This is a genomic window from Mucilaginibacter sp. P4_D1 (assembly GCF_056401935.1).
Map to the genome: position 1 here is coordinate 161,929 of NZ_JBFUIJ010000005.1, position 23,470 is coordinate 185,398.

The window sequence follows — 23,470 nt, forward strand, 5'->3', positions numbered from 1 at the left end:
TATTTTTAAATGAGTTGTGTTATGGTTTGTTTGATTTTGTCTTTTACACCAGGATTTAGTCCTTTTTGTTTCAGTAACTCTTTAAACGAATTAACCGACCTTTTTTCCTGCAGCTTCAGCATCACATCGGCAATGGCCGATTGTAACAGCGGCGAATCCTGCTGAACGATGGATGCTATAAGTCCCTGCCGTACTTCCGGATGTGCGGCCAGGTGGGTTAAGGCATCCAGTGTGCTTAAACGCACGTTCACATTCGGATCGTTGTTAAGGGTGGCAAACAAAGCATCAATAACCTCCTTATCGGCATGCTTAATCTCGCTGGTATAGCTTACCCCTCTTATCCTTTCAGATGCCGACGGATTTTCCAACAACGCAAGCATCATGGTTTGTTTCAATTCATGTACCTGCGATGTAAGGTCTTTCAACTGCTCGTCTTGTTTACCGCCGGTGCTTCCCCTGAAAGCCAGGTACCCGGCGCCAAAACTAACCAGTACAATAAGCAGGCTATACGCCAGCGGCCAGCGCTGCTGCCATTGCCAAAAGCGGGCAAATTGTTCTTTTATATTAAAGCCAGGCTTGCTCTCCTCAACCGATTCCTTGTAGGTATCCAGCATCGCTTTAAACTTTAGCTCCATATGGGCGCCCGGTTCAGGTGGCTGTATATCGCCCATCAAACCCCATACCTGCTGCATTTCGGCAAGTTGCTGCATACAATCCTCGCAACCCGATACGTGTTTTTCAAACCCATCACGCTCGGCAGCGGTTAACTCATTGCTTATATATCCGCTAAATTTTTCTTCGTATTGCGCACAATTCATCTTCATCTGTTTAACGTTCCATTTTGGCGTAAATATCTTTTAACTCCTGCATAGCCCTAAAAGCGCGTACTTTGGCAGCGCCTTCGGTAATACCTAAAACTTGCCCTATTTCCTGGTACTTCAGCTCCTGGAAACGACTGAGCGTCAGTATTTCCCGGTTGTCATCGCTCAGCTTTTCCATCGCATTGTATAACCCGGCATTGGCCTGCTTTTTTTCCAGGTGCTCATCGGCGCTGGTGCCTCCCGGCAGCCTGTCGGCCAATTCGCCTACATCCTGGTGTACACCTTGTTTACTGCCTTTTTTGGCATTGTCTTTTAACACGTTACGGGCAATCTGGTACATCCAGGCCACAAATTCCCCCTCGCCTGTAAAACTGCTACGATACCGCAGCATTTTGTAAAACACGGTTTGTACCATATCCTCGCTGGCCTCGCGCTGATAGGTCATGTGGAACAGGAAGCCATATAAGGCACGGTAATGCCTTTGGAACAGCAGTCCCATCCTATCCAGATCTCCAGCTTTTACCCGGAGCATGATCGTGTTATCACTTAGTGCGTTCAAAAAGGCCTGGTTGCGTTAGTTATATATTGGAGACCGCCGTAATTTTAATTGGTTACAGGAAATTTAAACTTTTTTTTGGAAAAGGGCGAAAGGTGAAAGGTAAAAGGCGAAAGGTGAAAGGTGAAAGGCGATAGCAGGGCAAACGCATCTAAATAGCCAATGGAATGAGCTTACGTAGCCGGGAAGATACAAGCATCAAACGAAACCGTGTTTTTATTGACCGATCCTGGTTAAATGATCCCCCGCTACCGAAGGGGCTTGTATTGGCCAACAACAGGCATAATTATTGGGATGCGCCTAAATTTTGCCAATTTTAATGTTAACCATGATAAAATATAAAATATTGATTATCAAATATTTATAAATTTTTTATCTAAAATGTGTTAAGTTATGTTAACCCAATTAGATGCGTTTACCCTGGAAGCGAAAGGTAAAAACTTTCAAAAAGGCATTCAAGGCGTAAAGCACTAAACACCGGTTTGAACGCAGGCAACGATTCATTTTATCCCCTAACGACCGCCATACCTACTCCAGCGGCAATGTAAACCAAAACGTACTCCCCTGCCCTAATTCACTCTCCACCCCAATTTCGCCACCATGGCGTTTTACAATTTCAGAGCTGATGTACAAGCCCAGGCCCAGCCCCGCGTTTTGGTAGCTGGCGGGTTCGGCACGGTAGTAACGATCAAAAAGATGGCCTATTTTTTCTTTTGACATACCCGGGCCAGTATCTTTTACAGATATCCTCGCAAAATCATCCAGTTTTTCGATGACGATATAGATAATTTTTGACTCGGGCGCGTATTTAACAGAGTTGTTTACCAGGTTTACCAATACCTTGTCTACCTGTTGTTCGTCGGCATAAACAATTAAACTTTCGTCGCCCTGAACTATAAGTTCATGCTTACCGGTTATACGCACGTGGTTGCAGCACACGTTCAGCATGGCTGCAATATTAAAGGGTTCCTTATGAAGTTGCAGTTTTGTTTCGTTCATCCGGCTCACATTTAGCAGGTCTTCAACCAGGGCACTTATTTTGCCCATGCTCCTGCTCGATTGCTCTATCAACCTTGGCAGCATTTGCGACGATGGATCATCCTTCATCCGCTCAAGCAATTGCAATGATGCTTTAAGACTGGTAATAGGGGTTTTAAGTTCGTGGCTGGCAATACTTATAAAATCATCTTTCCGTTGTTCCTGCTCGCGGCGGTCGCTTATATCAAACATTACACCCGAAAAATGCGAGGGTTTACCAGGTTCTGCTTCATATAACTTACCCGTAGCTTTTACCCACCTGGTTTGGTTATCATGATAACCAACAATAGGGTGTTCAATTTCATGCAGGGCACCGGTTTCTATAGAATGTTCAATAGAGTTGAGCACCATTTGGCGGTAAGGTTCCGGTATTTGCCGGGCAGCTGCATCGTATGGCATTTCCTCGTCGGCATTAAAACCAAACAACTGCCTAAGCCTGCCATTTGTAATTAATTCCCGTGTAGCTGCATTAATGTACCATGTACCCATATCGGCAGCCTCTACAGCAATACGCTGCTTTTCCTCGGCCCGTTCAATGGCTTTTCGGGCTTTTACCTGCTCGGTTACCACATGGGCCAGCAACATAATACTGGTAGTTTTACCTGCCGGGTCTTTTAATGGCTGATAAACAAAGTTGGAGTATACCTCTTCAATTTTCCCTTCCTGTTCCAATAAGGTTTTAACTTCATTGCCGTAGTAAGGTGTGCCGCTAACATATACATTGCCAAGTAAATCCAAATACTTTCGTCCAATCCACTCTGGTATCGCCTCTTGCAGGGGTTTGCCAATAATATCGTCAGTTTTCCCCCATACTTCTAAAACCTTTTTATTGGCCGATTCAACAATAAAATTGTGGCCTTTCAACACGGCAATTGCAACAGGAGCATCGGCCAGCATATAACTTAGCTTAGCCTCACGCTCGGCCAGTTCAATAATGTTCGCACTTAAATTCTCCTTTGCTTGTATCAGTTCTTCGTTGGTAGCCAGCAGCTCTTCATTTGCGGCAGCCAATTCCTCATTTGATGCGCCTATCTCTTCGTTAAGCGCCTTTTGCTGGTCGTAGCTTTTTTCCAATAGCTGCCTGGCTTCAACAAGCCCTGTAATATCGTTAGCGGCAACTACTATCCCCGTTACATTTCCATCTGCATCAAACAAGGGGTCGTAGTAAAAGCTTATGTATTTAACTACCGTACCGGCCGGTGTATTTAAATAAAATAATTCTTCATCCTCACCATAGCTGATACCTGTATCGTAAACCCTGGCCAAGAAAGCGGCAAAGGGCTGCCCTTCTAATTCGGGCAATAGTTTCAGAAGCTGTTTCCCGGTAATATCTCCGGCAACTTTACCCCAAATATCGGCAATTGCCTGGTTTGCTATTTCAACTGTCCAATTACGTCCTCTTATTATAGCCAGCGGGTTACGCGCTGTAGCTATTAGGGTTCTTAAATTCAGTTCACTCTCAAATAGTTCTTTGGTGCGCCTGGCAACCCGTTCTTCTAATAATACGTTCGCCCGCTGCAATTCTTCCTGTGTTGCCAGCAGTTCTTCGTTGCTGGCCTCCAGCTCTTCTACCGTGGCTTGTATTTCATGGTTGGCCTCACTCAATTTACTGTTAACTATTATAAGCTCATCTTTTGAAAGCGCGAGCCTCTTTTCGGCCAATACCTTATCGGTTACATTGGTAACCATATGAATTATGTACTGGATATTATGGGCATCGTCAAAAACAGGAGCATTTAAAGGCTCCCAATAGCGGGTTATAAATTTGCCGGCCACAACAGGGTGTGGTACATCATAATGCTGCAGGTCCATTTTATGGGGCTGCTTATTGCTCAAAACTGATTGCAGCGAAGCATTCAAGTTGAATACCCCCTTCGCTTCCGGCGTATTAGGGTTATCAGGAAAAACGTCAAATACATTGCGCCCTACTATGTTTTCGCGGATGGTTTCTGTTTCTCTTAAATATTGATCACTGGCAGTTAATATCAGCAATTGCGGCGACAGGATAGCTATAGAAACCGGAACGGTTTCCAATGCTTTAAGCGTTTGGGCAGACGGACCAATATTTATAGACATAGATAGGTTATAAGCCGCAATTTACTTGGTGTTTTGCAAAATTTAAAGTAATAATTAAAATAAACCCCAGGATTAATTTGTTTTAACAAAACAATATCATAGCTGCCCTGAATAATACATTTTTAAACTAATACTCCCTAAATTTGTTACCTAAGTACAGTTTTTCAAAATGCAGATACACCAGCAAGCTATCCGACTACGCGAACGCAAACGAGGTTTCCATTTAATAACCGGTGAGGTGCTGCAGGCACTACCGCAAATAGCCAGTATCAGGGTAGGCATGTTACAGGTTTTCATTCAACATACTTCGGCATCGCTCACTATTAATGAAAATGCCGATCCAACTGTGCGCGTGGATTTTGAAATGTATTTTAACAAAGCTGTGCCCGAAAATGACCCCGACTACCGGCACGATGATGAAGGATCTGACGATATGCCCGCCCACCTGAAAGCGGCAATGCTGGGAAGTTCGGTAACGGTACCTATCCGTAACGGCAGGCCGGCGTTTGGTACCTGGCAGGGTATTTATTTATGCGAACACCGTAATTATGGTGGCAGCCGCGATTTGGTAATTACCGCCTGGGGAGAATAGCCCTATCCGTTCCGCGCCAAAGTTTTGCCAAAAAATTCATTGCAGATTTTTCTTTATTTTTTGTCAAATTACCGTCTTAAACACACTAATTAAACACTATAGGCCGGCGATGGCTTAGGCAGGGCTTCACATATCCCAAATGTTATTATATATTTGTTTTTGTTATAAACCTTTACGATAAAAATGCAGAAGTATTCGAAACAAACCAGGTTATTATTAGCTGTAGATTGTATAATTTTTGGCTTTGACGGGGAGGTTTTAAAAATATTACTGATCAAAAGAGGATTCCAACCCGAAAAGGGTAACTGGAGCTTAATGGGTGGTTTTGTTCAGAATGAAGAGAGCCTTGACCAGGCCGCCAACCGTATCCTGAAGCAGCTTACCGGCCTTGAAGGCGTGTACCTTGAACAATTATACACCTTCGGCGATCCAAACCGCGATCCATTGGAACGCACCGTTTCTGTAGCTTATTTTGCTTTGATTGACATTCATAAATATGAAACCCAGATAAGCGCCGATTACCACGCCGAATGGTTTCAGCTAAAACGGGTGCCAAAACTAATATTCGACCAGCAGGAAATGGTTGAACAGGCACGCAAGCGTATCCGCTACAAAGCGGCCATGCACCCTATCCTATTTGAGTTGTTGCCAACAAAATTTACCATACCACAGTTACAGATCCTGTATGAGAGCGTGTTTAATACCACTATTGATAAGCGCAACTTTAGTAAACGGGTACTGGCTACAGGACTGCTTATTAAACTTGCTGATAAGGATAAAGCGGGATCCAAACGGGGCGCGTACTATTACCAGTTAAACATGCAAAATTATTATGCCAAATTCCAGGCGTTCATGAATTTCATCCCAAATCCGGATAGCTTGTAGGGGCAATAAGGGTCTTCGTTTCTGCTTATCAAAACTCGAAAGATCCCAGACTAACGAAGTTTTAAAAACTTCGTTAGTTTCTCCACTCTATTGTTACCAATCGGGGTTGAATTTCACCCAATAGATATCATCCCAGCCATTTCCCGCATCACTTAGCAATTTCTTTAATTGCAGATAGGTTTTGGGTTTACCATTTGTAAAATCTTTATTTAACCGGCTGCTGGTAAATACCAGGTACTTTTTATCCCATGTTACAAAAGGGCAGTAATCAATGGCGATAGAATTGACAGGCCCAGGTAGATGCTTTACCGGCTGCCAGTTACCTGCTTTATCTTTACGGCTCATATATAAATCTCCGCGGCCAAGGTTATCCGGCCGGCCATCCGAACTAAAGAGGATGAATTGGTCGTCAGGATCAACAAAAGCGTTAAATTCATCATATTGGGTATTGATGTCTTCGGGCAGGCTCTCTGGCTTGCCAAAACCGCCCGCTGCTGCCGGTTTGCAAATTACAATATCCTCGCTGCCCTTGCCATAGTCGGCCTCTACCGTAAAATACAGGTTGCCGCTGCGGGTTATGCTGGGGTAAAATTCGTTTTTATCTGTGTTAACTATCGGGCCTAAGTTCTCCGGTTCTGTCCATGTACCGTTCGGGTTACGCTTAACCCGCCAAATGTCAAAGTCTTTTTTTGTGGGATTACTTACCGTGGGCCTGTCTGACGAGAAATAAACCGTCTGCCCATCGGGCGAAAACGTCGCTTCCAGATCCTTATATCGGCCCGAAAACGGGGCTACCTGTGGCTTGCCCCATTTACCGTTATTTTTAACCAGTTGTAAAATGGTGCTTGTTACAAAACGGGGCTGTTGTAAAGTATAAAATATCTCGTCGCCTTTTGGCGATATGGCAAAATCGCGGTTGCTTAGTCCATCTGTTAGTAGTCCTTTAGCAAAAAGTCTTGGGGTATCAGTTGGTAATACTGCATCGGGATAATTTACCTGCGCGATGGTTTTATTGCCTATAATTAATAAGAGAATAACAAAAATAAATTTATACATGGCGGTTACAATTTACATTATAAAACGCATGTTTTGTAACATCGGCGCCAAATTATCATCGAATATGTTAACCATTCAAATACCTGTTGATGAAGATAAGTTTATGTTGTTTTTACTTTTTAATGTTGTGCTTATTTAATGCAGGCGCGCAAGAAAAGTTTGATGCTTTTTCGGATAAGTTTGTAAGCGACTACAAAGCTCTTAACCTGCCACAGCTTGAGCTGAGTTATGTGAGTGGACTGGAACATATTGGCACCGCCGAAAATACACAAAAACAAACCGCTTTCTTTACCTGGACACAGTCTGGCCTTTTAAATTATAAAGCCGATAAACTAACGCCGGCGCAAAAGCTGGATTATAACCTGATTACTTATGAAACTGGCCTAAACCTGGAGCGCCTGGCGTTGGAACAGGAATGGATAAAACATCGCCCGGATAAAATATCCGTAGGCGGCATTATAACTATCCCAAACGGTAAGGCATGGTATGCCTACTTATTAAAACGATGGGTAAGCGCCGATGTAACACCCGACGAAATTTACAAATTCGGCCTTACAGAGGTGGCCCGTGTACAGCGGCACATTGAATTAGTGCGGCAACAAACCGGCTTATCAGATGATGCTTTTTATAAACATTTAAATGATGCTGTTTTTTTTGAAAGCGACCCCAAAGTAGTGCAACAAAGCTTTGAGCATACCAAAGCAATTATATATACCAACCTGCCCAGGCTGTTTAATGATGCGGAGCCAAACCCTTTAAAGATCAAGGCAGGCGAGAGCAGGCAGCTGGCGCAAACACCCGGCTATTACGATAACAACACTTTTTACTATAACCTTTTTGATAAGCCTTATAACAAGCGCCAATACGATTGGTTGTTTATACACGAGGCCGTGCCGGGGCACCACTACCAGGCAAGTGTTGAAAGCAAAACCAAAACATCGGCGGTACAGCAGCTTTTTTATTACATGGGCTTTGCCGAAGGATGGGGTGCTTATACCGAAGAATTAGGCAAGCAATTGGGGGTATACCAAACGCCTTATGATAAGTTGGGCAAGTGGGAATGGGATATTGTACGCTCGGTACGCGTGCCGCTTGACGTTGGGCTAAACTATTATGGCTGGACTGATGAACAGGCCCTTGCTTTCTGGAAAAAGAACATCCGCAACCAGGATGACATTGCCTTGCGCGAAATTGCCCGCATGCGCCGTTGGCCTGCCCAGGTAGTTACTTACAAATACGGAGCGCTGCAAATACTGCACTGGAAAGAGGAATTGCAAAGAAAGCAGGGCACGGAGTTTAACATTAGGGACTTTCACTCGCGCGTGTTAGATCATGGCTCGCTACCCTTGTTTTTAGTAAAAGAAAATGTATTCAGGTAAATAAAACCCGCAATGTTATTTACACTACCGCGGGTTTTATTTACCTGTTTTATTTCAGGATCACCTTTGTGGCGCCGTAGCCAAATTTTTCTTTACGGGCATCCATAAAGGTTTGTACTTTAGGGTGTTTGCCCAATAGTTTATGCAGCTCATGCCGTAAAATGCCGTTGCCTGCCCCATGAATAAATGTAATATCAGGCAGCTGATGTACTATGGCCGAGTCAAGGGCTTTGTGAAAGTGGGCCAGCTGGATCTGAATCATTTCGCTGGCCTGTAAAAACTGGTGGTCGTCGCGCAGCTTCTCTATATGCAAATCAACCTCGCTTACCGGCTTTTCAAATACAACCTTTTCTTCGGCGGGCTTAAAAAAGCTTTCTTTTAATTTTTGGGCATCTATCACCAAATCCGGTTCGTCAAGCCTTATCAGCCACCCGGCCTGGTTTAACAAAGGCACCTGTTTTTTGGTTGATGAAAAGTCTTTTGCCTTAAATTTTTCTTTTACAACCAATGGCAAAGGTGGTTCGATATTCTGTTGGGTGTTATAAACAATATGGAAAGTAAACAACGGCCATAATTGCAAATCGGCCAGTTGAGCCGAGTAAATTTTTTCTGCGGATGATGGAGCTATTACACCGGCAAACTCGCCTTTAAATACCTGTTGCTTTTCGGTACTAAAGGCTGCCAATAGCTGGAACGATGTGGTATTAACCAAATGGAAATGCACTACAGAAGGAGCCTTTACATCGGCTACCACCCCAATATAAATGCCTTTTTTTTCAAATAACCCCAAATCAACTGGTTTTTCATCGGTTACAGTTGTCTTTTTTGTCCCTGCGGGTTCATAGCCATGTACCGTTGTTACTTTACTGGCCAGCACCGGTATTTCAAATTCGTCATCGCCGGTTACGCCTATCATTTGGTCGTCAATAATGCGCGTTACAAAACCTTCCATTTTTTCGTCAACAAACCGAACAAAATCGCCTAATTTATATTTCATAGTCATGCTTATCAGCAGGCAAAGTTAGCTTATATGGGCACATWAAAATATAAAATAAAATTAACCCTATAAGTATTACTTTTGGTCAACCTTCCGGTAAGTTAATCTACTGATCACAACATTTATTTTTAAAGATATGAGCGGTAATACCCCTAATTACTTAAACCATTATTCGTTAAAACAGGTGTTTTTACACAACCTTAACCGCATTTACTTTGGCAAGTGTTATCTTAATAATAACATGGAGCACATTATAAGCCTGGCTTCCTTCAACAATTTACAACTGGCCATACACGAGTTTTGGGGTGATATTAAAAAACAGATAGCCCGTATGGACGAAGTTTATGCCTATATGGGCGAAACGCCGTCGGATAAAAACTGCAACCCCATAAAATCAATTGTCAAAGATGAGTTTTGCCTGGATGAAAAACAGGAAATAACTATTTTGAGTGATATGGACATCATCATGTACCTGCAATTACTTGAGCATGTTAGTATTACATCCTGTCGAATGCTGATGATGGTTGCCAAATTGTTGAAATACGATAAGGTTAACCAATTACTTACTGAATGTTTTGACGAATCGACAGACAACGACCGCCTGTTTGTGCTTATATCAAAGGAATACCTTACCGAGGAGTAAACACCCTTTTTAACACCATTATGAAAAAATAAAGCCACCCGAACAAGTTCGGATGGCTTAAATATTAGTTATTTAATACCCCTATTAAAATAACTTGAACAAATAAAAAAAATATTTCCCATAATCGCAAACTATTTATTCTCAATTAAAAAGATGTTACAATTTTGTTACGAAAAACTGACCAGTAAGTATGTGTGTTAAATTTTTATTTAGTTTGTAACTATTTGATGTTAAAAGCATCTTTACAAAAGTTGACACACTGAATTTATTTATATTATGAAACTGATCAAACCAATCGCGTTATGCGCGTTATCTTGTTTTGCGTTGACGCAGGTAAGGGCCCAATCCTTGTACATGCCGCGTGATATTCAAAAAGCGTTTACAAAAGGAACGCGACAGGCCGATGGTAAACCCGGGCAAAAATACTGGCAAAACCATGGCACTTACAACATCACCATTACTGCACTACCGCCAGATAGAAATATCAAGGGATCAGAAACCATAAGTTACGTAAATAACAGCCCTGATACGCTGAAAAGGCTTAATATGAAGCTGATACTGAATATTCACAAACCGGGTGTTGCACGGTTTGGAGATGCAGACGAAGATTACCTGACCAGCGGCATTCAGTTCGATAAGTTTTTGATTAATGGCGAGGCTAAGAAAGTTAATAGTAAAGGAGCTTCAACCAATATGGCGGTAAGTTTGACAAAACCTTTAATGCCGCATGATTCGCTGAAACTGGATATCGACTGGCATTTCCAGATCTCGTTACAAAGTGGACGCGAGGGTATGATAGACTCTACCTCCTATTACCTGGCCTATTTTTACCCACGTGTATCAGTTTATGACGATTATAACGGCTGGGACAGGCTGCCTTTTTTAGACGCACAGGAGTTTTATAACGATTTTAACGATTACACCCTTACCGTAAACACCCCTAAAAACTATATAGTTTGGGCAACAGGCACATTGCAAAACCCTAACCAGGTTTTACAACCAGAATACGCCAAACGCCTGGCAACATCCATGACCAGCGATTCGACCATACATGTAGCAACCGCTGCCGACCTTGCCAAAAAAGAAATTACAGCGCAAAAAGGCCAAAACAGCTGGGTTTGGAAAGCCAATGATATCAGCGATATGGCTGTTGGCATTAGCGATCATTATGTATGGGATGCCGCAAGCGCCATTGTTGACGATGCCACGCACCGCAGGGCAAGTATGCAGGCTGCCTTTTTAGATAAGTCTGAAGATTTTCATCATGCCGTACAGGCTGGCCGTCATTCGTTAAGCTGGTTATCGCACAACTGGCCGGGCGTGCCTTATCCTTTCCCTAAGATGACGGCTTTCCAGGGTTTTGCGGATATGGAATATCCTATGATGGTCAATGACAGCCATACCGATGATATTCAGTTTGCCGCCTTTGTTCAGGATCACGAAATTGCACATACTTATTTCCCATTCTATATGGGTATTAACGAAAGCCGTTATGCCTTTATGGATGAAGGCTGGGCCACAACTTTTGAACGTTTGATTGGCACCGACGAAGTGGGCGCCGAAAAAGCCGATGCACTTTATAAAAACTTCAGGATAAATGGATGGATTCATGATGCATCATCCGCCGAAGACCAACCTATTATCACCATGTCGAACGAACTGAGGGGTGGCTATGGCAATAACTCGTATGGTAAGCCTTCATTAAGTTATTTTGCGTTGAAAGACATGCTTGGCGACGACCTGTTTAAAAAAGCCCTGCATGGCTATATGGACCGCTGGCACGGTAAGCACCCGATACCATGGGATTATTTTAACTCCATGAGCAATATATCCGGCGCTAACCTCAATTGGTTTTTCAATAACTGGTTTTTCACCAATTACTACATCGACCTTAACCTGCTAAAAGTTGGCAAAGTTAAAGACGGCTACATTGCCGATATAAAAAACGTTGGCGGTTTTGCTATTCCGTTTGATGTAAAAATAACTTATGCCGATGGGACAACTGAAACCAAACACCAGACGCCTGCCGTTTGGCAAAAAAATGAAAAACAGATTTCCGTCAACATTAAAACTGCCAAAACAATTCAAACTGTAACCCTAGACGGTGGCATTTTTATGGACGCAACCGAGAATAATAACACGTTCACTATTAAATAAGATCAATAATATTTAAAACAAAAAAACCGGCAATTTCTGGCCGGTTTTTTTGTTTTTAGCTTAGTACTAAAAATTATGCATTTTGTATAGTATTGTTCCAGTTATTTGCAGTAGTCTTTACTTTTGCTTTAGCGTCATCAACAACCTCTTCGGCTACATGTTGTGCCTTTTCTGTAGCAGCCCTTGCCTTTGATTTTGCTGCTTCCAAAGCATCGTCTTTATAATCATAAAGATCGCTAACAGTGCCGTTAAATTTTGATTTGGCCCTTTCAACGGCATCACTGCTATATTGTTTTATGCCACTGGCAGTTGTTTGCGCCTTGTTTTTAGCGGTATCAACCAGGTCGTTTATATAATCGGCAATATCGTCTCTAAGTTCGTTGCCTTTTTCGGGAGCCAACAATAAACCCAATGCAGCTCCTGCTGCTGCACCTACTAACAGTGCGGCTATAATTTTTGCTTGATCTTTCATGTTACTCGTTTTTTTGTAGATATGATTTAACTTGAATAAGTTAGAACAACAACAATGCCAGTTTTGAGGGGGAAGAAGAATCAAGAACCAAGAGTTAAGACTTTTTGGACTTTGGTATCTTTGGACTTCGGACTTTAAAACACCAATAACCAATGACGGCACAGCCTAATGACTAATGACGGCGCAGCGGAATGACCAATGACTAAAAAAGAAAGGCATCCACTAAAAAGCGGATGCCTGGTATGCTTAATGGTTATATTATACTTAGATAACTTTTACATTTACCGCATTTAAACCTTTTCTGCCGTTTTCAACTTCAAATTCAACTTTGTCGTTTTCGCGGATCTCATCGATCAGGCCTGTCGAATGAACAAAAATGTCCTGGCCACCGCTTGTTGGTGTAATAAATCCAAAACCTTTTGTTTCATTAAAAAATTTTACTGTTCCTTCTTTTTGCATTATGTTATTTATTAAAGGCACCAAGGTAGGGAAAATTCTTCGATTTGAAGATTTGAGAATCTGAAGATTCAGGAACGAAAATGCCTGTTTTAAAAAACAAAGCACATCAATAACTACTAAACAGCTAAAAGTCAACAGTTTTGAAAAACTTAAAAACTAATTTCCAAATCTTCAAATTCTCAAATTTTCAAATTAAATTTACGTCACTATGGCACTAGACCTTCACGTAATGGCACATCCAACAAATAATTGTTTTGGGAAATTGGCCAACATAAATATTATATTTGTGAGCAGTTACATTTAAACCTTTTGATAACCGTTACGTCATATTCGTGTAACTAAATAGTTGCAAAAAACGTAAACAACCATAACCAATCCGAACCAACAAAAAAGTCATGAAAAGTATAATTCTGTTAACGTTCAGTACGTTATTTTCAGCCGTGGCTTTCGCTCAAACCTCAAGCCCTGCTGCCCCACCCAAAGTAGATGAAAAAGTGAACCTTGTTGCCGCCAAAACCGAAGTAGCATCGGCCAAAACCGAAGTAACAACGTCTAAAACAAACTTAACCGCCGCCGAAACGGAACTGGCAGCTGCGCAGGCAACGCTGGATGCAGCCATTGCTCAAAAAGCAGATAAAGTAACTATAGCCGCGGCCAAAGCCAACCTGGCTACAGCAAAAGAAGATGTAAAAGCTGCAAGGAAAAACGTTAAAACTGCGAGGGAAGTACGCCTGACAGCCAAGGAAGAAGTAAAAGATATAAAGAAAGAAATAAGGCAGGCCAAACATGACGTGGTAAAACACCACGCAACACATGTAAGGTAAAATGTAATTTTGATACAAAAAGGCTGCTTTTAAACAAGCAGCTTTTTTTATATCCTTATTTAAGCCTTGAGCGTTAATAACAGAGGTGGAATCGTATTCCCTATCCTGCCGCAGGCAGCCGGGCTAACAACTGGTATTCCGATTTTATAATAATGGTAAAGCCCAACAGTTGCCATTTGATTGATGTATAAAAAAGAATGAAAATTGTATCCGCTTCAATATTGATAGCTATCCTTTGTTTACTTTGTGCAAATCAAATTCTTGCTCAAGGTAACCCTGCAGATAAGGTTGATAAAACAGATAAGAGTGATAAAGATGACAAAGCAGGCGCTTTCAAATTCGGTCTTAGTTATTTGAACAACAATGTAATTATGGGGCGTGCAGATACCATAAAAACCCCGATGCTAATACCTGATATGAAGTATACTTTTAGCAACGGTGTATATTTTTCGGGCAGCGTTACTTATATACCCAACCGAATTACCGGCAAACTTGACGAAGGAAACCTTACAGGCGGCTATGATTTTGATATTACCGATAACATGAGCGCCGAAACCTCATTTTCAAAATTATTTTATAATAAAAACAGTACACAAATAGGTTCTTCAATAAACAGCACCATCAACGCAAGCTTTGATTATGACATTTCAGACATTATAAGCCCTACTATAGGTGCCGACTATAACTTTGTGAGTAACGGGTTTAAAAACGATGTGTTTGTAAATGCAGGCTTATCCCACGATTTCATAACTACAGGTATTATCAACGATGACGATTTTTTGGTTATTTCGCCATTGGCAGAGGTGAATGCAGGTACTCAAAATTTTTACGACGCCTATCTTACACAAAAAAAATACAAACTTGCAGCAAATACCGCAAAAGCGCTGACTAAACAAAAAACCAGGCTGAGTAAATTTAACCTGCTTGATTATGAATTTTTGGTACCAATGGCCTACAAAATTGGCGTACTGATACTTCATGCCACGCCTTCATATGCCATTTCGCAAAATAAGCTGCCGGCAAATATCACCGGCAGCATGATAAACAAACCCGGTATATTTTATTTTGATATTGGTGCAACCATCAAACTTTAGTGGGACCACGGCACGATAGCCAAACCAGCTATCAATAAAAAAGTCCGTCAGCCTTTTGGGCCAATGGACTTGCTAAATCAATAACCACGCAAAAAACAACCCAACACTTCCCTTATTATTTTAGCTACGTTTTAAATATCGCATTAACTATGTGGTTAACTAAAATTCTACCGGTGTATGATATGAATATACGGGGGGAAGCAATTTTTAGTTTTTATAAAGTGTATTTTGCGCCAAAATTTAAGATATACCTATGAAGGCCTTTATATTCGACCTTAATGGCACCATGATAAATGACATGCCCTATCATACTAAAGCCTGGCAAACGCTTTTAAACGACCAGTTAGGCGGCAATTTTTCCTGGGAAGAAGTAAAAAAAGAGATGTATGGCAAAAACCCCGAAGTACTGGTAAGAATGTTTGGCGCCAACCGCTTTACTGTTGATGAGATGAACGATCTATCTTACAAAAAAGAGCAAAAGTACCAGCAGGAATTTTTACCCCATTTGGCACTTTTACCCGGTTTAAGAGCGTTTTTAGAAGCCGCTTATCAAAAAGGTATCCCGATGGCTATAGGTTCGGCCGCAATCCCGTTCAATATCGACTTTGTGCTGGATAACCTGAACATAAGGCACTATTTTGCGGCAATAGTAAGCGCCGATGATGTGCTTTTAAGTAAGCCCCACCCCGAAACATTTTTAAAGGCGGCGCAGCTTTTAAATACCGAACCAGCCAACTGTATAGTATTTGAAGATGTACCCAAGGGTGTTGAAGCAGCTGCCAACGCCGGTATGAAAGCCGTGGTGCTTACTACCACCCATGTTGCCCAGGAGTTTGAACACCTGGATAATGTACTCCATTTTTCAGAAGATTTTAATGACGCGTACATAGAAGCCCTGGCATTTTAGGCAGAAAGCTATTTATTAGCAGGGCTTTGTTACATAACTTAGGTTTTTAGCGTATTATTGGTAAAGATTTTTTAATCCCTAAATTCTTCACCAATATACCTTTATGAAAGTAAAATACTATTTGCCGGCGGCAGCGCTACTTTTAGGTTTGTTAAGTTCATGCAGCGATCATGTTTACGGCCCTGCGCTGCATAAAAGCGATATTGCCTACATGCCTAAACCGATGTCGATGGATAGTGTTAAATCGGCTACTTATGTATCTGCCGGACTGGTGCTCGATTTTGGCAATAACCTTACAGATCAGCTTACCAGCGGCCAGTTAAACATCAGCGAAGCACACACGTTTAAAAACTTCAACCTGGCTTATGGAGCCTTTACATCGTTAGGTAGCTACGCAAATTATGATTTGCAACAAGGCGATGCCCATTATTTTAAAGATAAATTCTTTGGCGCGGTAGGTGGCCGTTTATCAGGCAACTTCTATATCAATAATGATGGCCGTACCGATATCAGGATTATTGGTTTTGAAGCGGCTTATAGCCATGAGTTTGGCGATTATGCCAAATTCAGAAAGGACGTAACCGGCGATCCTAACTTTTATACCGATACCCGCACCGAACTTTTTACCGGGGGCTTAACCAGCGAAATTGTTTTTCACGGCCGCAAGCCCAATACGCAAATGGGTTTCAGGATATTTGTCGGCGAAACATTTGGCAACGACAATATTTAMAACAATAATAAAAACGACTATGTAACTTACAAAACGCCCACTTATGTTGCGTTCTCCTATTTCATACAATTGAAGCAATATTTTGCCGTGGTTGAAGGTGGTACCTATGTACAGTTCAGGGTGGGTTTAAAGTTTTAAGTAGAAAGTCTTAAGTTCTAAGTCGAAAGTCCGAAGTCTGATTTTGAGTTAGAACTTTCGACTTAAAACAAGCTATTCCGAATAAATACTTCCAACCCTATCACGCAGGTTATACCCCGAGGCCATTACTTCGCCATATGCTCCGGCAGTACGCACAGCAATCAGGTCGCCACGGAATGACTCCGGCAGGTCAACATCCTTCTGAAAACAATCTGTGCTTTCGCAAATGGGGCCTACCACATCGTATTTGATATCGGTTGCAGATTGCGTATCGTCAGTTGCCAGTAATAAGTTGTCTTGATTCTTGACTCTTGATTCTTGACTCTTGCTTATATTCTCTATCTGGTGATAAGCCTGGTAAAGCATCGGGCGTATCAGTTCGGTCATGCCGGCATCCAGTACCAGGAAGTTTTTCTTTTTGCCATTTTTTACATACAGTACCCTCGATATCAGCGATGCGCTTTGGGCTACCAAAGCACGGCCAAGCTCAAAGTGTACCTCTTGCCCTGGTTTAACATTCAGGAAGTTTTTAAAAACCTGGAAATAATTTTCAAAATCGGCAATGTTGGTGTCGGGGCTGTAGTAATCAACACCTAAGCCACCGCCGGTATTTAGTACTTTAACCGGGAAACCATGGTCTTCAAACCAATCCTGCATTTCGTTAATGCGGGTGCAAAGGCTTTTATACACCTCCAGATCGGTAATTTGTGAGCCTATATGGAAGTGAATGCCTAAAAATTGCAGGCTGGCACATTTACGTAAAGCCGTAGCCACATCGGGCAGTTGCCATATATTAATGCCAAATTTATTTTCATCTAAGCCGGTAGTAATAAAATGGTGTGTATGTGCATCAACATTAGGATTAATGCGGATAGCTACATTGGCCTTTTTGCCTTTGGCAGCAGCCAGTTCATTAATCACTTCCAACTCCTGAACCGACTCGACATTGAAACAAAAAATATCAGCATCAAGCGCATAGTTTATTTCGCGGTCTGATTTCCCTACCCCCGCAAAAACCACTTTGCCTTTGTCAAAACCATGTTCAATGGCTGCCCTAACCTCGTTGCCGCTCACACAATCGGCACCAAAACCAAAAGATTGAATCATATCCAGTACCTTCGGGTTAAAGTTTGCCTTCATGGCATAATGTACATGAAAGCCATGTTTTACCGAGGCAGTGCGGCAGGCTTCCAAAGTTTGACGCAATACACCCATATCGTAATAATAAAACGGGGTATCTAATTGATTAAAGGTATTTATGATATCGGTTGTAAACATGTTGTGAAATCTTTTATCGTTGTCTTCAACGTCCTAATTGTTGCTCCCGGCATAGTCGGGGATTGCTTCGTTCCTCGCAATGACGCATTTTTTTGTTTTTGTAGCCCTCTCCTTTGGAGAGGGTTGGGTGAGGCTAAAACAGCCTGTTATGCAAGCTTCTAAGCGTTTCCACCTTATCATCGGTTTTAACCAGTAATGATAAGTTATGGTCGCTGCCGCCGTATGATATCATTCTTAACGGGATATGTTTCACGGCTTCCAGCACCCTTGCTGCATAGCCATGTTTTTCGGCACCAAAATCGCCTACTACGCAAATGATAGTATGGTTTACATCCAACTCTACCGAGCCAAATATGTTAAGCTCGCTGGTTATTTCGCCAAGATAAGTGGTGTCATCTATGGTTAACGATACAGCCACCTCCGATGTGGTTATCATATCTATAGAAGTTTTATATCGTTCAAATACCTCAAATACCTTCCTCAAAAAGCCATGCGCCAGCAACATCCGGCTGCTTTGGATTTTGATAGCAGTAATACCATCTTTAGCCGCAATAGATTTTATCTTGTCTTTTTCGCTGGTATTGGTTATCAAGGTACCTTTTGCCTGCGGATCCATGGTGTTTAACAGGCGTACCGGTATCTTATACTTTTGCGCCGGGAACACGCTTTGCGGGTGCAATATTTTAGCACCAAAATAAGCCAGTTCGGCAGCTTCATCAAATGATAGCTGGGCTATGGGCTGGGTGCCCTTTACAATCCGCGGATCGTTATTGTGCATCCCATCAATATCTGTCCAAATCTGTACCTCTTCGCTGCGGATGCCGGCACCTATAAGCGATGCCGTATAATCGCTGCCGCCACGGCGCAGGTTATCAATTTCGCCAAAAGCATTCCGGCAAATAAACCCTTGTGTTATAAATAAGTTAACCTCTGGTTGCTTATTCAGTAAAGGAGTGATTTTTTCGGTGATATAATCAACAATGGGCTCGTTATCCTCATCTATCTTCATAAAACTTAAAGCAGGCAGCAATGCCGATGCTACGCCTATTTCCTTCAAGTAAACATGATACAATGTGGTAGACAGCAGTTCGCCCTGAGCCAAAACTATTTTTTCTTCTACAGTAGTAAAATTATTATTGGCCAGGTTATTAAGTAAAGCAAAGTGATAATCAATTACTTCCTTACCTTGCTTCAAATATTCAGCATTTACAAACAGTTCCTTTATAAATAGCTCATACTTATCCTTTAATGCACTTATCAGGATAATTGCTTTCTTTTTATCCCCTGTTAAATAAGCCTGTCCAATTTCAACCAGGTTGTTTGTTGTACCTGATACTGCCGAAAGCACAACAATTTGTCTTTCTGTAGGGTCAATAATGTCAAGCAGTGCCTTCATGCGGGCAGGGCTGCCTACAGATGTACCACCAAATTTTAAAACTTTCATTGCTGTTATGTTAACCTAAAATAAAGGGCGGGTAGGTGCCCTTATTTGCGGCGCTAAAAATAGGGTTTTAAAGTTCTTATAGCTAATAAAATTTAGCAGGTTTTCAGAAACGTATTTTTTTATCAAATTGGCAAAATTTGATATTGCATTTTAACCATAATGATTATCTGTTATATTTGTTATATGGCCTTATCATTAAAACCGAAATTATTAACAATTAGCGCTTTATGTGCTTTATTGCTGCTTGCAAACACTATCGTTAAATCACAGGAGGTAACAACCCTTTATTACGATAAAAACGGAAAGGGCTTGGATGATAAAAAGAACGCCTTTTTTTACAGGAGGGTAAAATTTAGCACCAGCGATAAACCCATAGGCACAGTTGAAGATTTTTATATAAGCGGCAAACCCTACAGTAAAGGCGAAGCGCTTTATATTGATAAGCGCAACGACACCAAAAGCAGGTGGACCGGTACTATTATTACGTACAATGAAAAAGGACGACAAATAAAACAAGGCAGCTTTGATGCCGAAGGGCTGTTAGACGGCAAGCAACTACTATTTGATAAAGAAGGAACTAAAATACAGGAGAACGATTTTGTTCATGGCAACCCCATTGATAGTTTTTACAAGGTTTACATGCCCGATGGCGTTGCGGTAAACTATTCTTACCTTACCAAAATGCCCGTAAACCTGGCTACAACAGATAAAAAACTTGGCAGGTTTACTGATAAAAATGTCATATTTCAAGATGGCCAGCCGGTTCAGTTTTACACTACGTTCAGTGGTTTAAGTATAGCCGCAAGGTTTTCGATGCAGCAGCTATGGGGCGATTATTTTGAGATTTATATCACTATCGAAAACGGGACAAAGGAGCAGTTTAATTTTGATCCGGCAGAGGTAACAGCTATCCTGCAAAAGGACGATAAAATGATACCGGTTGATATTCTGTCATATGATGTCTACGCATCGCGGGTAAGCCATAAGCAAAAATGGAGCCCGGGCTTTAGCGCCTTTTCAAATGCCGCTTTGTTAACCCCAGAAGGATACCAGGCCATAGCAATCCAACCTGCTACCTTGCATGCCGATTCAACTTCGGGCTATAAACCTTATGTGATGAAGCAAAACATAAACGAGGGCTATCTGAAGCTAAACACCTTACTCCCCGGCACACGGCTTATTGGCTTTTTGAATGTGAAGTATAAGCGTGCAGATCATTTTTTGCTAAACGTACCTGTAAACGGCTATGTTTACCAGTTTGAAATGTAGTTTTTCGCGTTAATTACCTGCACGTGTGATATGGTCAAAGTTTATCCCCAACTGCCGAAAGTCATGAAATTTTTGCTGCAAATTTTACAATGATAACGTTTTATGGGGAGCCAAAATAAAAGCCATTTAATTAATAATGGCCTTTGCTTTCTTTGTCCGCCATTGCTTTTGCACTTTGGGCAAAGGTGTAATTTGCGTTTTTTCTTTGGCGTATTTTTATTTATATCTACAATGAGCATATTCCAAACACATTTTATTGTACGCTTATGATAGGCAGAAATGAAGTTGCATTTAACTGCAGCTGCATTTCTGCTAATATAGTAATTATTCTGTTTTAACGTTTCACAGCATCTCTGATTATAGGTTGCCTTGCCTATATATATTGAGTGTTGGATAAAATTTGGGGGGAGTAATAAAAAGTTTTATAAATCAGTAAGTACATTGGCGGCAACCGGCGCATTTGAATTGGCTCTTTTTGATATTTTTTGAATAACTGGCAGTGCATAACAAAATGAGGCCCCATTGCCTTTATTATTTTCAACCCAAATGCGGCCATTCATTTTGTCRATAAAATCGCTACATATCATGAGGGCTACACCTGCTCCCTTTTCTTTTTCGTTGCTATATTTCAGGTCTATCTTGAAATTGAAAATACCCGGTAGCTTTTCCGGCGAAATGCCCTTGCCTTCGTCCTGTACACAAAGTGTTACTTCATCGGGGCTGCCATATCCAACAATGGTGATACTTGATTTTTTTGGCGAAAACTTGATTGCATTATGGATAAAATTACGATGGATAAATTGCACCAGTTCTTTATCGGCATAAAGGTTAATGTGACTGTCTACGTTATTTACTAATGTAATATCATTTTCCCGGGCCATAACGGCAAATGGTTGTAAGGCTTCCTCTATAAGCTCCCTGAGTGGCAGTACAACAGGGCTGTAACTAAAACCGGATAGCTGTTGCTTTATCCATTGTAAAATATTCTCGAAAATTTCCAGCGATACATCCGACGAGCGTTCCATGGTTTCTACCAATGCTATCAATTCTTCGCGGGTAAAAGCATCCGGATCCTTCAAAACTGTCGCCAGCGTTTTTAATGTGCCCAACGGCTGCCTGAAATCGTGGGCCAGGATAGATACCAGTCGGTTATTAAATTCATGATCAACCTCCAATTTTTGATTGCGCAGCTGTACTGTGCGGTTCAACTCTTCCAGTGTTTCACTATGCCTGCGTTTGAGCCTATACAAACGATAAAAAATACCTACCGAAAGCGCGGTAAGTAAAAGCAGGAAACCAAAAACCAACATCAAACTATTGCGGTTCTCGGCTCTTACCGTCAAAGCTTCAATTTGCTGATCTTTTATGGCATAGTCAATGTAATCAAGCCCGGATGTGTTGGTGAATACTTCTTCGTCCTCATAAAGTTCCAGCAGTTTACCGCTATAACGTTGGGTTTCGCGCAGGTTATTTTGATGGATGTAGATATTGTACAGGCTTTTACCAAAAACTTTACCATAAAAGTGATAACCTTTTGACTCGGATATTGCCAGCCCCTTTTTATAATAATCAATAGCTTTTGTGCTATCCGTAAGTATAAAAAGGTTGCCGAGGCTTTTTAATATATCGAGGGTTACGTAATTTACATCTAAGGCTATCCCTTCGGCCGCAGCCTTCTGCAGTTGCGCTATGCCTTGTTCGCGTTTACCACTTTTCAGGTAAAGGTTTGCCTGCACCTGGTCTGTTACCAACAACACCCGTTCATCTTTGTACTTTGTGGCTATGCGGCGTGCCCGTTCAAGGTATACTTTAGTTAAATCTTCACCAACCGAATCTGGGTACATCAACAGGAAATTGCAATAAAGTAAAGACATGACCGAATCTTTTTTAAGTCCTGCCCCCTGAACCAAAGCTTGTTTTAAAGTCTGTACAGCTTTTTTGTCTTCTTTACGTTCGTCAAAAACAAGTGCAATATTCATCAAAGMCTGAACGATGTTCGCCGAGTCGCGTAAAACCATATATCGATTGTAGGCATCATTGTAATACCTAAGCGATAGTTGGAGATTGCCGCGCAGGTCATAAACTATCCCTATTGTGTTAAGGGCGTCGGCTTCGCCTTGCTGGTATTTTAACCTTGCCGAGATAGCCCGTGCAAGCTTTGCGTAGTAAAATGAATTATCGATATTTTTTTCATACATCAACATGCCCAGGCGGTTAATGGCATTAACGTATTTTAAACTGTCTTTTATTAAAGGAAGCTGCTTTTGGATACTTTCAATCTCTTTCAATTGGCAATAGCCTACCTTGCCCACAAATATCAGCAATAATAAAAGGGCTAAGTACTTCTTCATTTTACAAATCAGGCTGTGCAGGAGGGCAAAATCGACAGGATGAATATATGTAAAATTTTTATTACCAAGCAATATTCAGATATGTAAAATACATGCCAATATTGCTCTTTTTTGCAGTTCCGGGTTACTTATTGATAATTTACCCGATTTTCTTTCTTTTCACGTAGTATATTATAGTATTTTTCTTGATTTTATTTTCCTAATAATTAATTCATCCACTTATAAGCGAGAATAAAGTAATTCCGCTGCGATCTCGCCACGACATACGGATGCATGCAAAAATCAGTATCGGAAATGTTAAATC

20 protein-coding genes are annotated in these 23,470 nt (G+C 41.5%); 10 read left to right on the plus strand and 10 right to left on the minus strand.

What is annotated here, in order from left to right; translation table 11 throughout:
• Positions 1 to 5: 5 nt before the first annotated feature.
• From AC1DV1_RS07445 to AC1DV1_RS07455, 3 genes are all read right to left on the minus strand, one after another.
• Positions 6 to 824, minus strand: coding sequence for a zf-HC2 domain-containing protein (locus AC1DV1_RS07445; RefSeq protein WP_477357109.1), 819 nt, complete (start codon positions 822 to 824; stop codon positions 6 to 8).
• Positions 825 to 828: 4 nt separating this feature from the next.
• The gene (locus tag AC1DV1_RS07450) at positions 829 to 1,380 is read right to left on the minus strand and encodes an RNA polymerase sigma factor (RefSeq protein ID WP_477357111.1); all 552 of its coding nucleotides are present in this window, start codon (positions 1,378 to 1,380) and stop codon (positions 829 to 831) included.
• A 525-nt stretch (positions 1,381 to 1,905) separates the two neighbouring features.
• The gene (locus AC1DV1_RS07455; protein ID WP_477357113.1) at positions 1,906 to 4,491 is read right to left on the minus strand and encodes an ATP-binding protein; all 2,586 of its coding nucleotides are present in this window, start codon (positions 4,489 to 4,491) and stop codon (positions 1,906 to 1,908) included.
• A gap of 169 nt (positions 4,492 to 4,660) precedes the next feature.
• Between AC1DV1_RS07455 and AC1DV1_RS07460 the strand changes: the two genes are divergently transcribed.
• Entirely contained in the window at positions 4,661 to 5,083 is a 423-nt protein-coding gene (locus AC1DV1_RS07460; protein WP_477357115.1) for a secondary thiamine-phosphate synthase enzyme YjbQ, read from the plus strand.
• Between the two features lie 183 nt (positions 5,084 to 5,266).
• Positions 5,267 to 5,968 carry an NUDIX hydrolase gene (locus AC1DV1_RS07465; protein WP_147052543.1) on the plus strand — a complete coding sequence of 234 codons (702 nt, stop codon included), beginning with the start codon at positions 5,267 to 5,269 and terminating at the stop codon, positions 5,966 to 5,968.
• 93 nt (positions 5,969 to 6,061) lie between these two features.
• On the opposite strand, the gene AC1DV1_RS07470 is transcribed toward AC1DV1_RS07465, so the two are convergent.
• Positions 6,062 to 7,024, minus strand: coding sequence for a TolB family protein (locus AC1DV1_RS07470; RefSeq protein WP_477357117.1), 963 nt, complete (start codon positions 7,022 to 7,024; stop codon positions 6,062 to 6,064).
• 89 nt (positions 7,025 to 7,113) lie between these two features.
• Here AC1DV1_RS07470 and AC1DV1_RS07475 point away from each other — a divergent pair, with 89 nt between their 5' ends.
• A complete protein-coding gene (locus tag AC1DV1_RS07475; RefSeq protein WP_477357119.1) occupies positions 7,114 to 8,403 on the plus strand; it encodes a DUF885 domain-containing protein in 1,290 nt (429 codons plus the stop codon).
• Positions 8,404 to 8,452: 49 nt separating this feature from the next.
• Here AC1DV1_RS07475 and AC1DV1_RS07480 read toward each other — a convergent pair whose 3' ends face one another.
• A complete protein-coding gene (locus tag AC1DV1_RS07480; RefSeq protein WP_477357121.1) occupies positions 8,453 to 9,400 on the minus strand; it encodes a Smr/MutS family protein in 948 nt (315 codons plus the stop codon).
• A gap of 136 nt (positions 9,401 to 9,536) precedes the next feature.
• Between AC1DV1_RS07480 and AC1DV1_RS07485 the strand changes: the two genes are divergently transcribed.
• Positions 9,537 to 10,043, plus strand: coding sequence for a DUF892 family protein (locus tag AC1DV1_RS07485; RefSeq protein WP_477357123.1), 507 nt, complete (start codon positions 9,537 to 9,539; stop codon positions 10,041 to 10,043).
• A 276-nt stretch (positions 10,044 to 10,319) separates the two neighbouring features.
• Positions 10,320 to 12,200, plus strand: a complete 1,881-nt coding sequence (locus tag AC1DV1_RS07490; protein ID WP_477357125.1) for a M1 family metallopeptidase — start codon at positions 10,320 to 10,322, stop codon at positions 12,198 to 12,200.
• Between the two features lie 73 nt (positions 12,201 to 12,273).
• Here the strand turns inward: AC1DV1_RS07490 and AC1DV1_RS07495 are convergent, their stop codons facing one another.
• Positions 12,274 to 12,672, minus strand: a complete 399-nt coding sequence (locus AC1DV1_RS07495) for a YtxH domain-containing protein (RefSeq protein ID WP_477357127.1) — start codon at positions 12,670 to 12,672, stop codon at positions 12,274 to 12,276.
• Positions 12,673 to 12,936: 264 nt separating this feature from the next.
• The gene (locus AC1DV1_RS07500) at positions 12,937 to 13,131 is read right to left on the minus strand and encodes a cold-shock protein (RefSeq protein ID WP_090644815.1); all 195 of its coding nucleotides are present in this window, start codon (positions 13,129 to 13,131) and stop codon (positions 12,937 to 12,939) included.
• Positions 13,132 to 13,526: 395 nt separating this feature from the next.
• Here AC1DV1_RS07500 and AC1DV1_RS07505 point away from each other — a divergent pair, with 395 nt between their 5' ends.
• The 4 genes from AC1DV1_RS07505 (at position 13,527) to AC1DV1_RS07520 (ending at position 16,824) form a co-directional block, all read left to right on the plus strand.
• Entirely contained in the window at positions 13,527 to 13,955 is a 429-nt protein-coding gene (locus AC1DV1_RS07505; RefSeq protein WP_477357129.1) for a hypothetical protein, read from the plus strand.
• Between the two features lie 197 nt (positions 13,956 to 14,152).
• Positions 14,153 to 15,049 carry a hypothetical protein gene (locus AC1DV1_RS07510; RefSeq protein ID WP_477357131.1) on the plus strand — a complete coding sequence of 299 codons (897 nt, stop codon included), beginning with the start codon at positions 14,153 to 14,155 and terminating at the stop codon, positions 15,047 to 15,049.
• 253 nt (positions 15,050 to 15,302) lie between these two features.
• Complete coding sequence (locus AC1DV1_RS07515; protein ID WP_477357133.1) at positions 15,303 to 15,956, plus strand: HAD family hydrolase; 654 nt, start codon at positions 15,303 to 15,305, stop codon at positions 15,954 to 15,956.
• 103 nt (positions 15,957 to 16,059) lie between these two features.
• Entirely contained in the window at positions 16,060 to 16,824 is a 765-nt protein-coding gene (locus AC1DV1_RS07520; protein WP_477357135.1) for a hypothetical protein, read from the plus strand.
• Positions 16,825 to 16,896: 72 nt separating this feature from the next.
• Here the strand turns inward: AC1DV1_RS07520 and lysA are convergent, their stop codons facing one another.
• Together lysA and AC1DV1_RS07530 are read right to left on the minus strand one after the other, a co-directional pair.
• Positions 16,897 to 18,102, minus strand: coding sequence for a diaminopimelate decarboxylase (gene lysA, locus AC1DV1_RS07525; RefSeq protein WP_477357137.1), 1,206 nt, complete (start codon positions 18,100 to 18,102; stop codon positions 16,897 to 16,899).
• Positions 18,103 to 18,235: 133 nt separating this feature from the next.
• Positions 18,236 to 19,546 (minus strand): aspartate kinase, encoded by a 1,311-nt coding sequence (locus AC1DV1_RS07530; RefSeq protein WP_477357139.1) that lies wholly within the window; start codon positions 19,544 to 19,546, stop codon positions 18,236 to 18,238.
• Positions 19,547 to 19,729: 183 nt separating this feature from the next.
• On the opposite strand from AC1DV1_RS07530, the gene AC1DV1_RS07535 reads away from it, so the two are divergent.
• Positions 19,730 to 20,815 carry a toxin-antitoxin system YwqK family antitoxin gene (locus tag AC1DV1_RS07535; RefSeq protein ID WP_477357141.1) on the plus strand — a complete coding sequence of 362 codons (1,086 nt, stop codon included), beginning with the start codon at positions 19,730 to 19,732 and terminating at the stop codon, positions 20,813 to 20,815.
• A 422-nt stretch (positions 20,816 to 21,237) separates the two neighbouring features.
• On the opposite strand, the gene AC1DV1_RS07540 is transcribed toward AC1DV1_RS07535, so the two are convergent.
• A complete protein-coding gene (locus tag AC1DV1_RS07540) occupies positions 21,238 to 23,166 on the minus strand; it encodes an ATP-binding protein (protein ID WP_477357143.1) in 1,929 nt (642 codons plus the stop codon).
• Between the last annotated feature and the right edge of the window lie 304 nt (positions 23,167 to 23,470).

Coding starts and splice junctions, on each gene's coding strand:
- AC1DV1_RS07445 (WP_477357109.1), bottom strand. CDS start 824: ATGAAGATGAATTGTGCGCAATACGAAGAAAAATTTAGCGGATATATA.
- AC1DV1_RS07455 (WP_477357113.1), bottom strand. CDS start 4,491: ATGTCTATAAATATTGGTCCGTCTGCCCAAACGCTTAAAGCATTGGAA.
- AC1DV1_RS07460 (WP_477357115.1), top strand. CDS start 4,661: ATGCAGATACACCAGCAAGCTATCCGACTACGCGAACGCAAACGAGGT.
- AC1DV1_RS07465 (WP_147052543.1), top strand. CDS start 5,267: ATGCAGAAGTATTCGAAACAAACCAGGTTATTATTAGCTGTAGATTGT.
- AC1DV1_RS07470 (WP_477357117.1), bottom strand. CDS start 7,024: ATGTATAAATTTATTTTTGTTATTCTCTTATTAATTATAGGCAATAAA.
- AC1DV1_RS07475 (WP_477357119.1), top strand. CDS start 7,114: ATGAAGATAAGTTTATGTTGTTTTTACTTTTTAATGTTGTGCTTATTT.
- AC1DV1_RS07480 (WP_477357121.1), bottom strand. CDS start 9,400: ATGAAATATAAATTAGGCGATTTTGTTCGGTTTGTTGACGAAAAAATG.
- AC1DV1_RS07485 (WP_477357123.1), top strand. CDS start 9,537: ATGAGCGGTAATACCCCTAATTACTTAAACCATTATTCGTTAAAACAG.
- AC1DV1_RS07490 (WP_477357125.1), top strand. CDS start 10,320: ATGAAACTGATCAAACCAATCGCGTTATGCGCGTTATCTTGTTTTGCG.
- AC1DV1_RS07495 (WP_477357127.1), bottom strand. CDS start 12,672: ATGAAAGATCAAGCAAAAATTATAGCCGCACTGTTAGTAGGTGCAGCA.
- AC1DV1_RS07500 (WP_090644815.1), bottom strand. CDS start 13,131: ATGCAAAAAGAAGGAACAGTAAAATTTTTTAATGAAACAAAAGGTTTT.
- AC1DV1_RS07505 (WP_477357129.1), top strand. CDS start 13,527: ATGAAAAGTATAATTCTGTTAACGTTCAGTACGTTATTTTCAGCCGTG.
- AC1DV1_RS07510 (WP_477357131.1), top strand. CDS start 14,153: ATGAAAATTGTATCCGCTTCAATATTGATAGCTATCCTTTGTTTACTT.
- AC1DV1_RS07515 (WP_477357133.1), top strand. CDS start 15,303: ATGAAGGCCTTTATATTCGACCTTAATGGCACCATGATAAATGACATG.
- lysA (WP_477357137.1), bottom strand. CDS start 18,102: ATGTTTACAACCGATATCATAAATACCTTTAATCAATTAGATACCCCG.
- AC1DV1_RS07530 (WP_477357139.1), bottom strand. CDS start 19,546: ATGAAAGTTTTAAAATTTGGTGGTACATCTGTAGGCAGCCCTGCCCGC.
- AC1DV1_RS07535 (WP_477357141.1), top strand. CDS start 19,730: ATGGCCTTATCATTAAAACCGAAATTATTAACAATTAGCGCTTTATGT.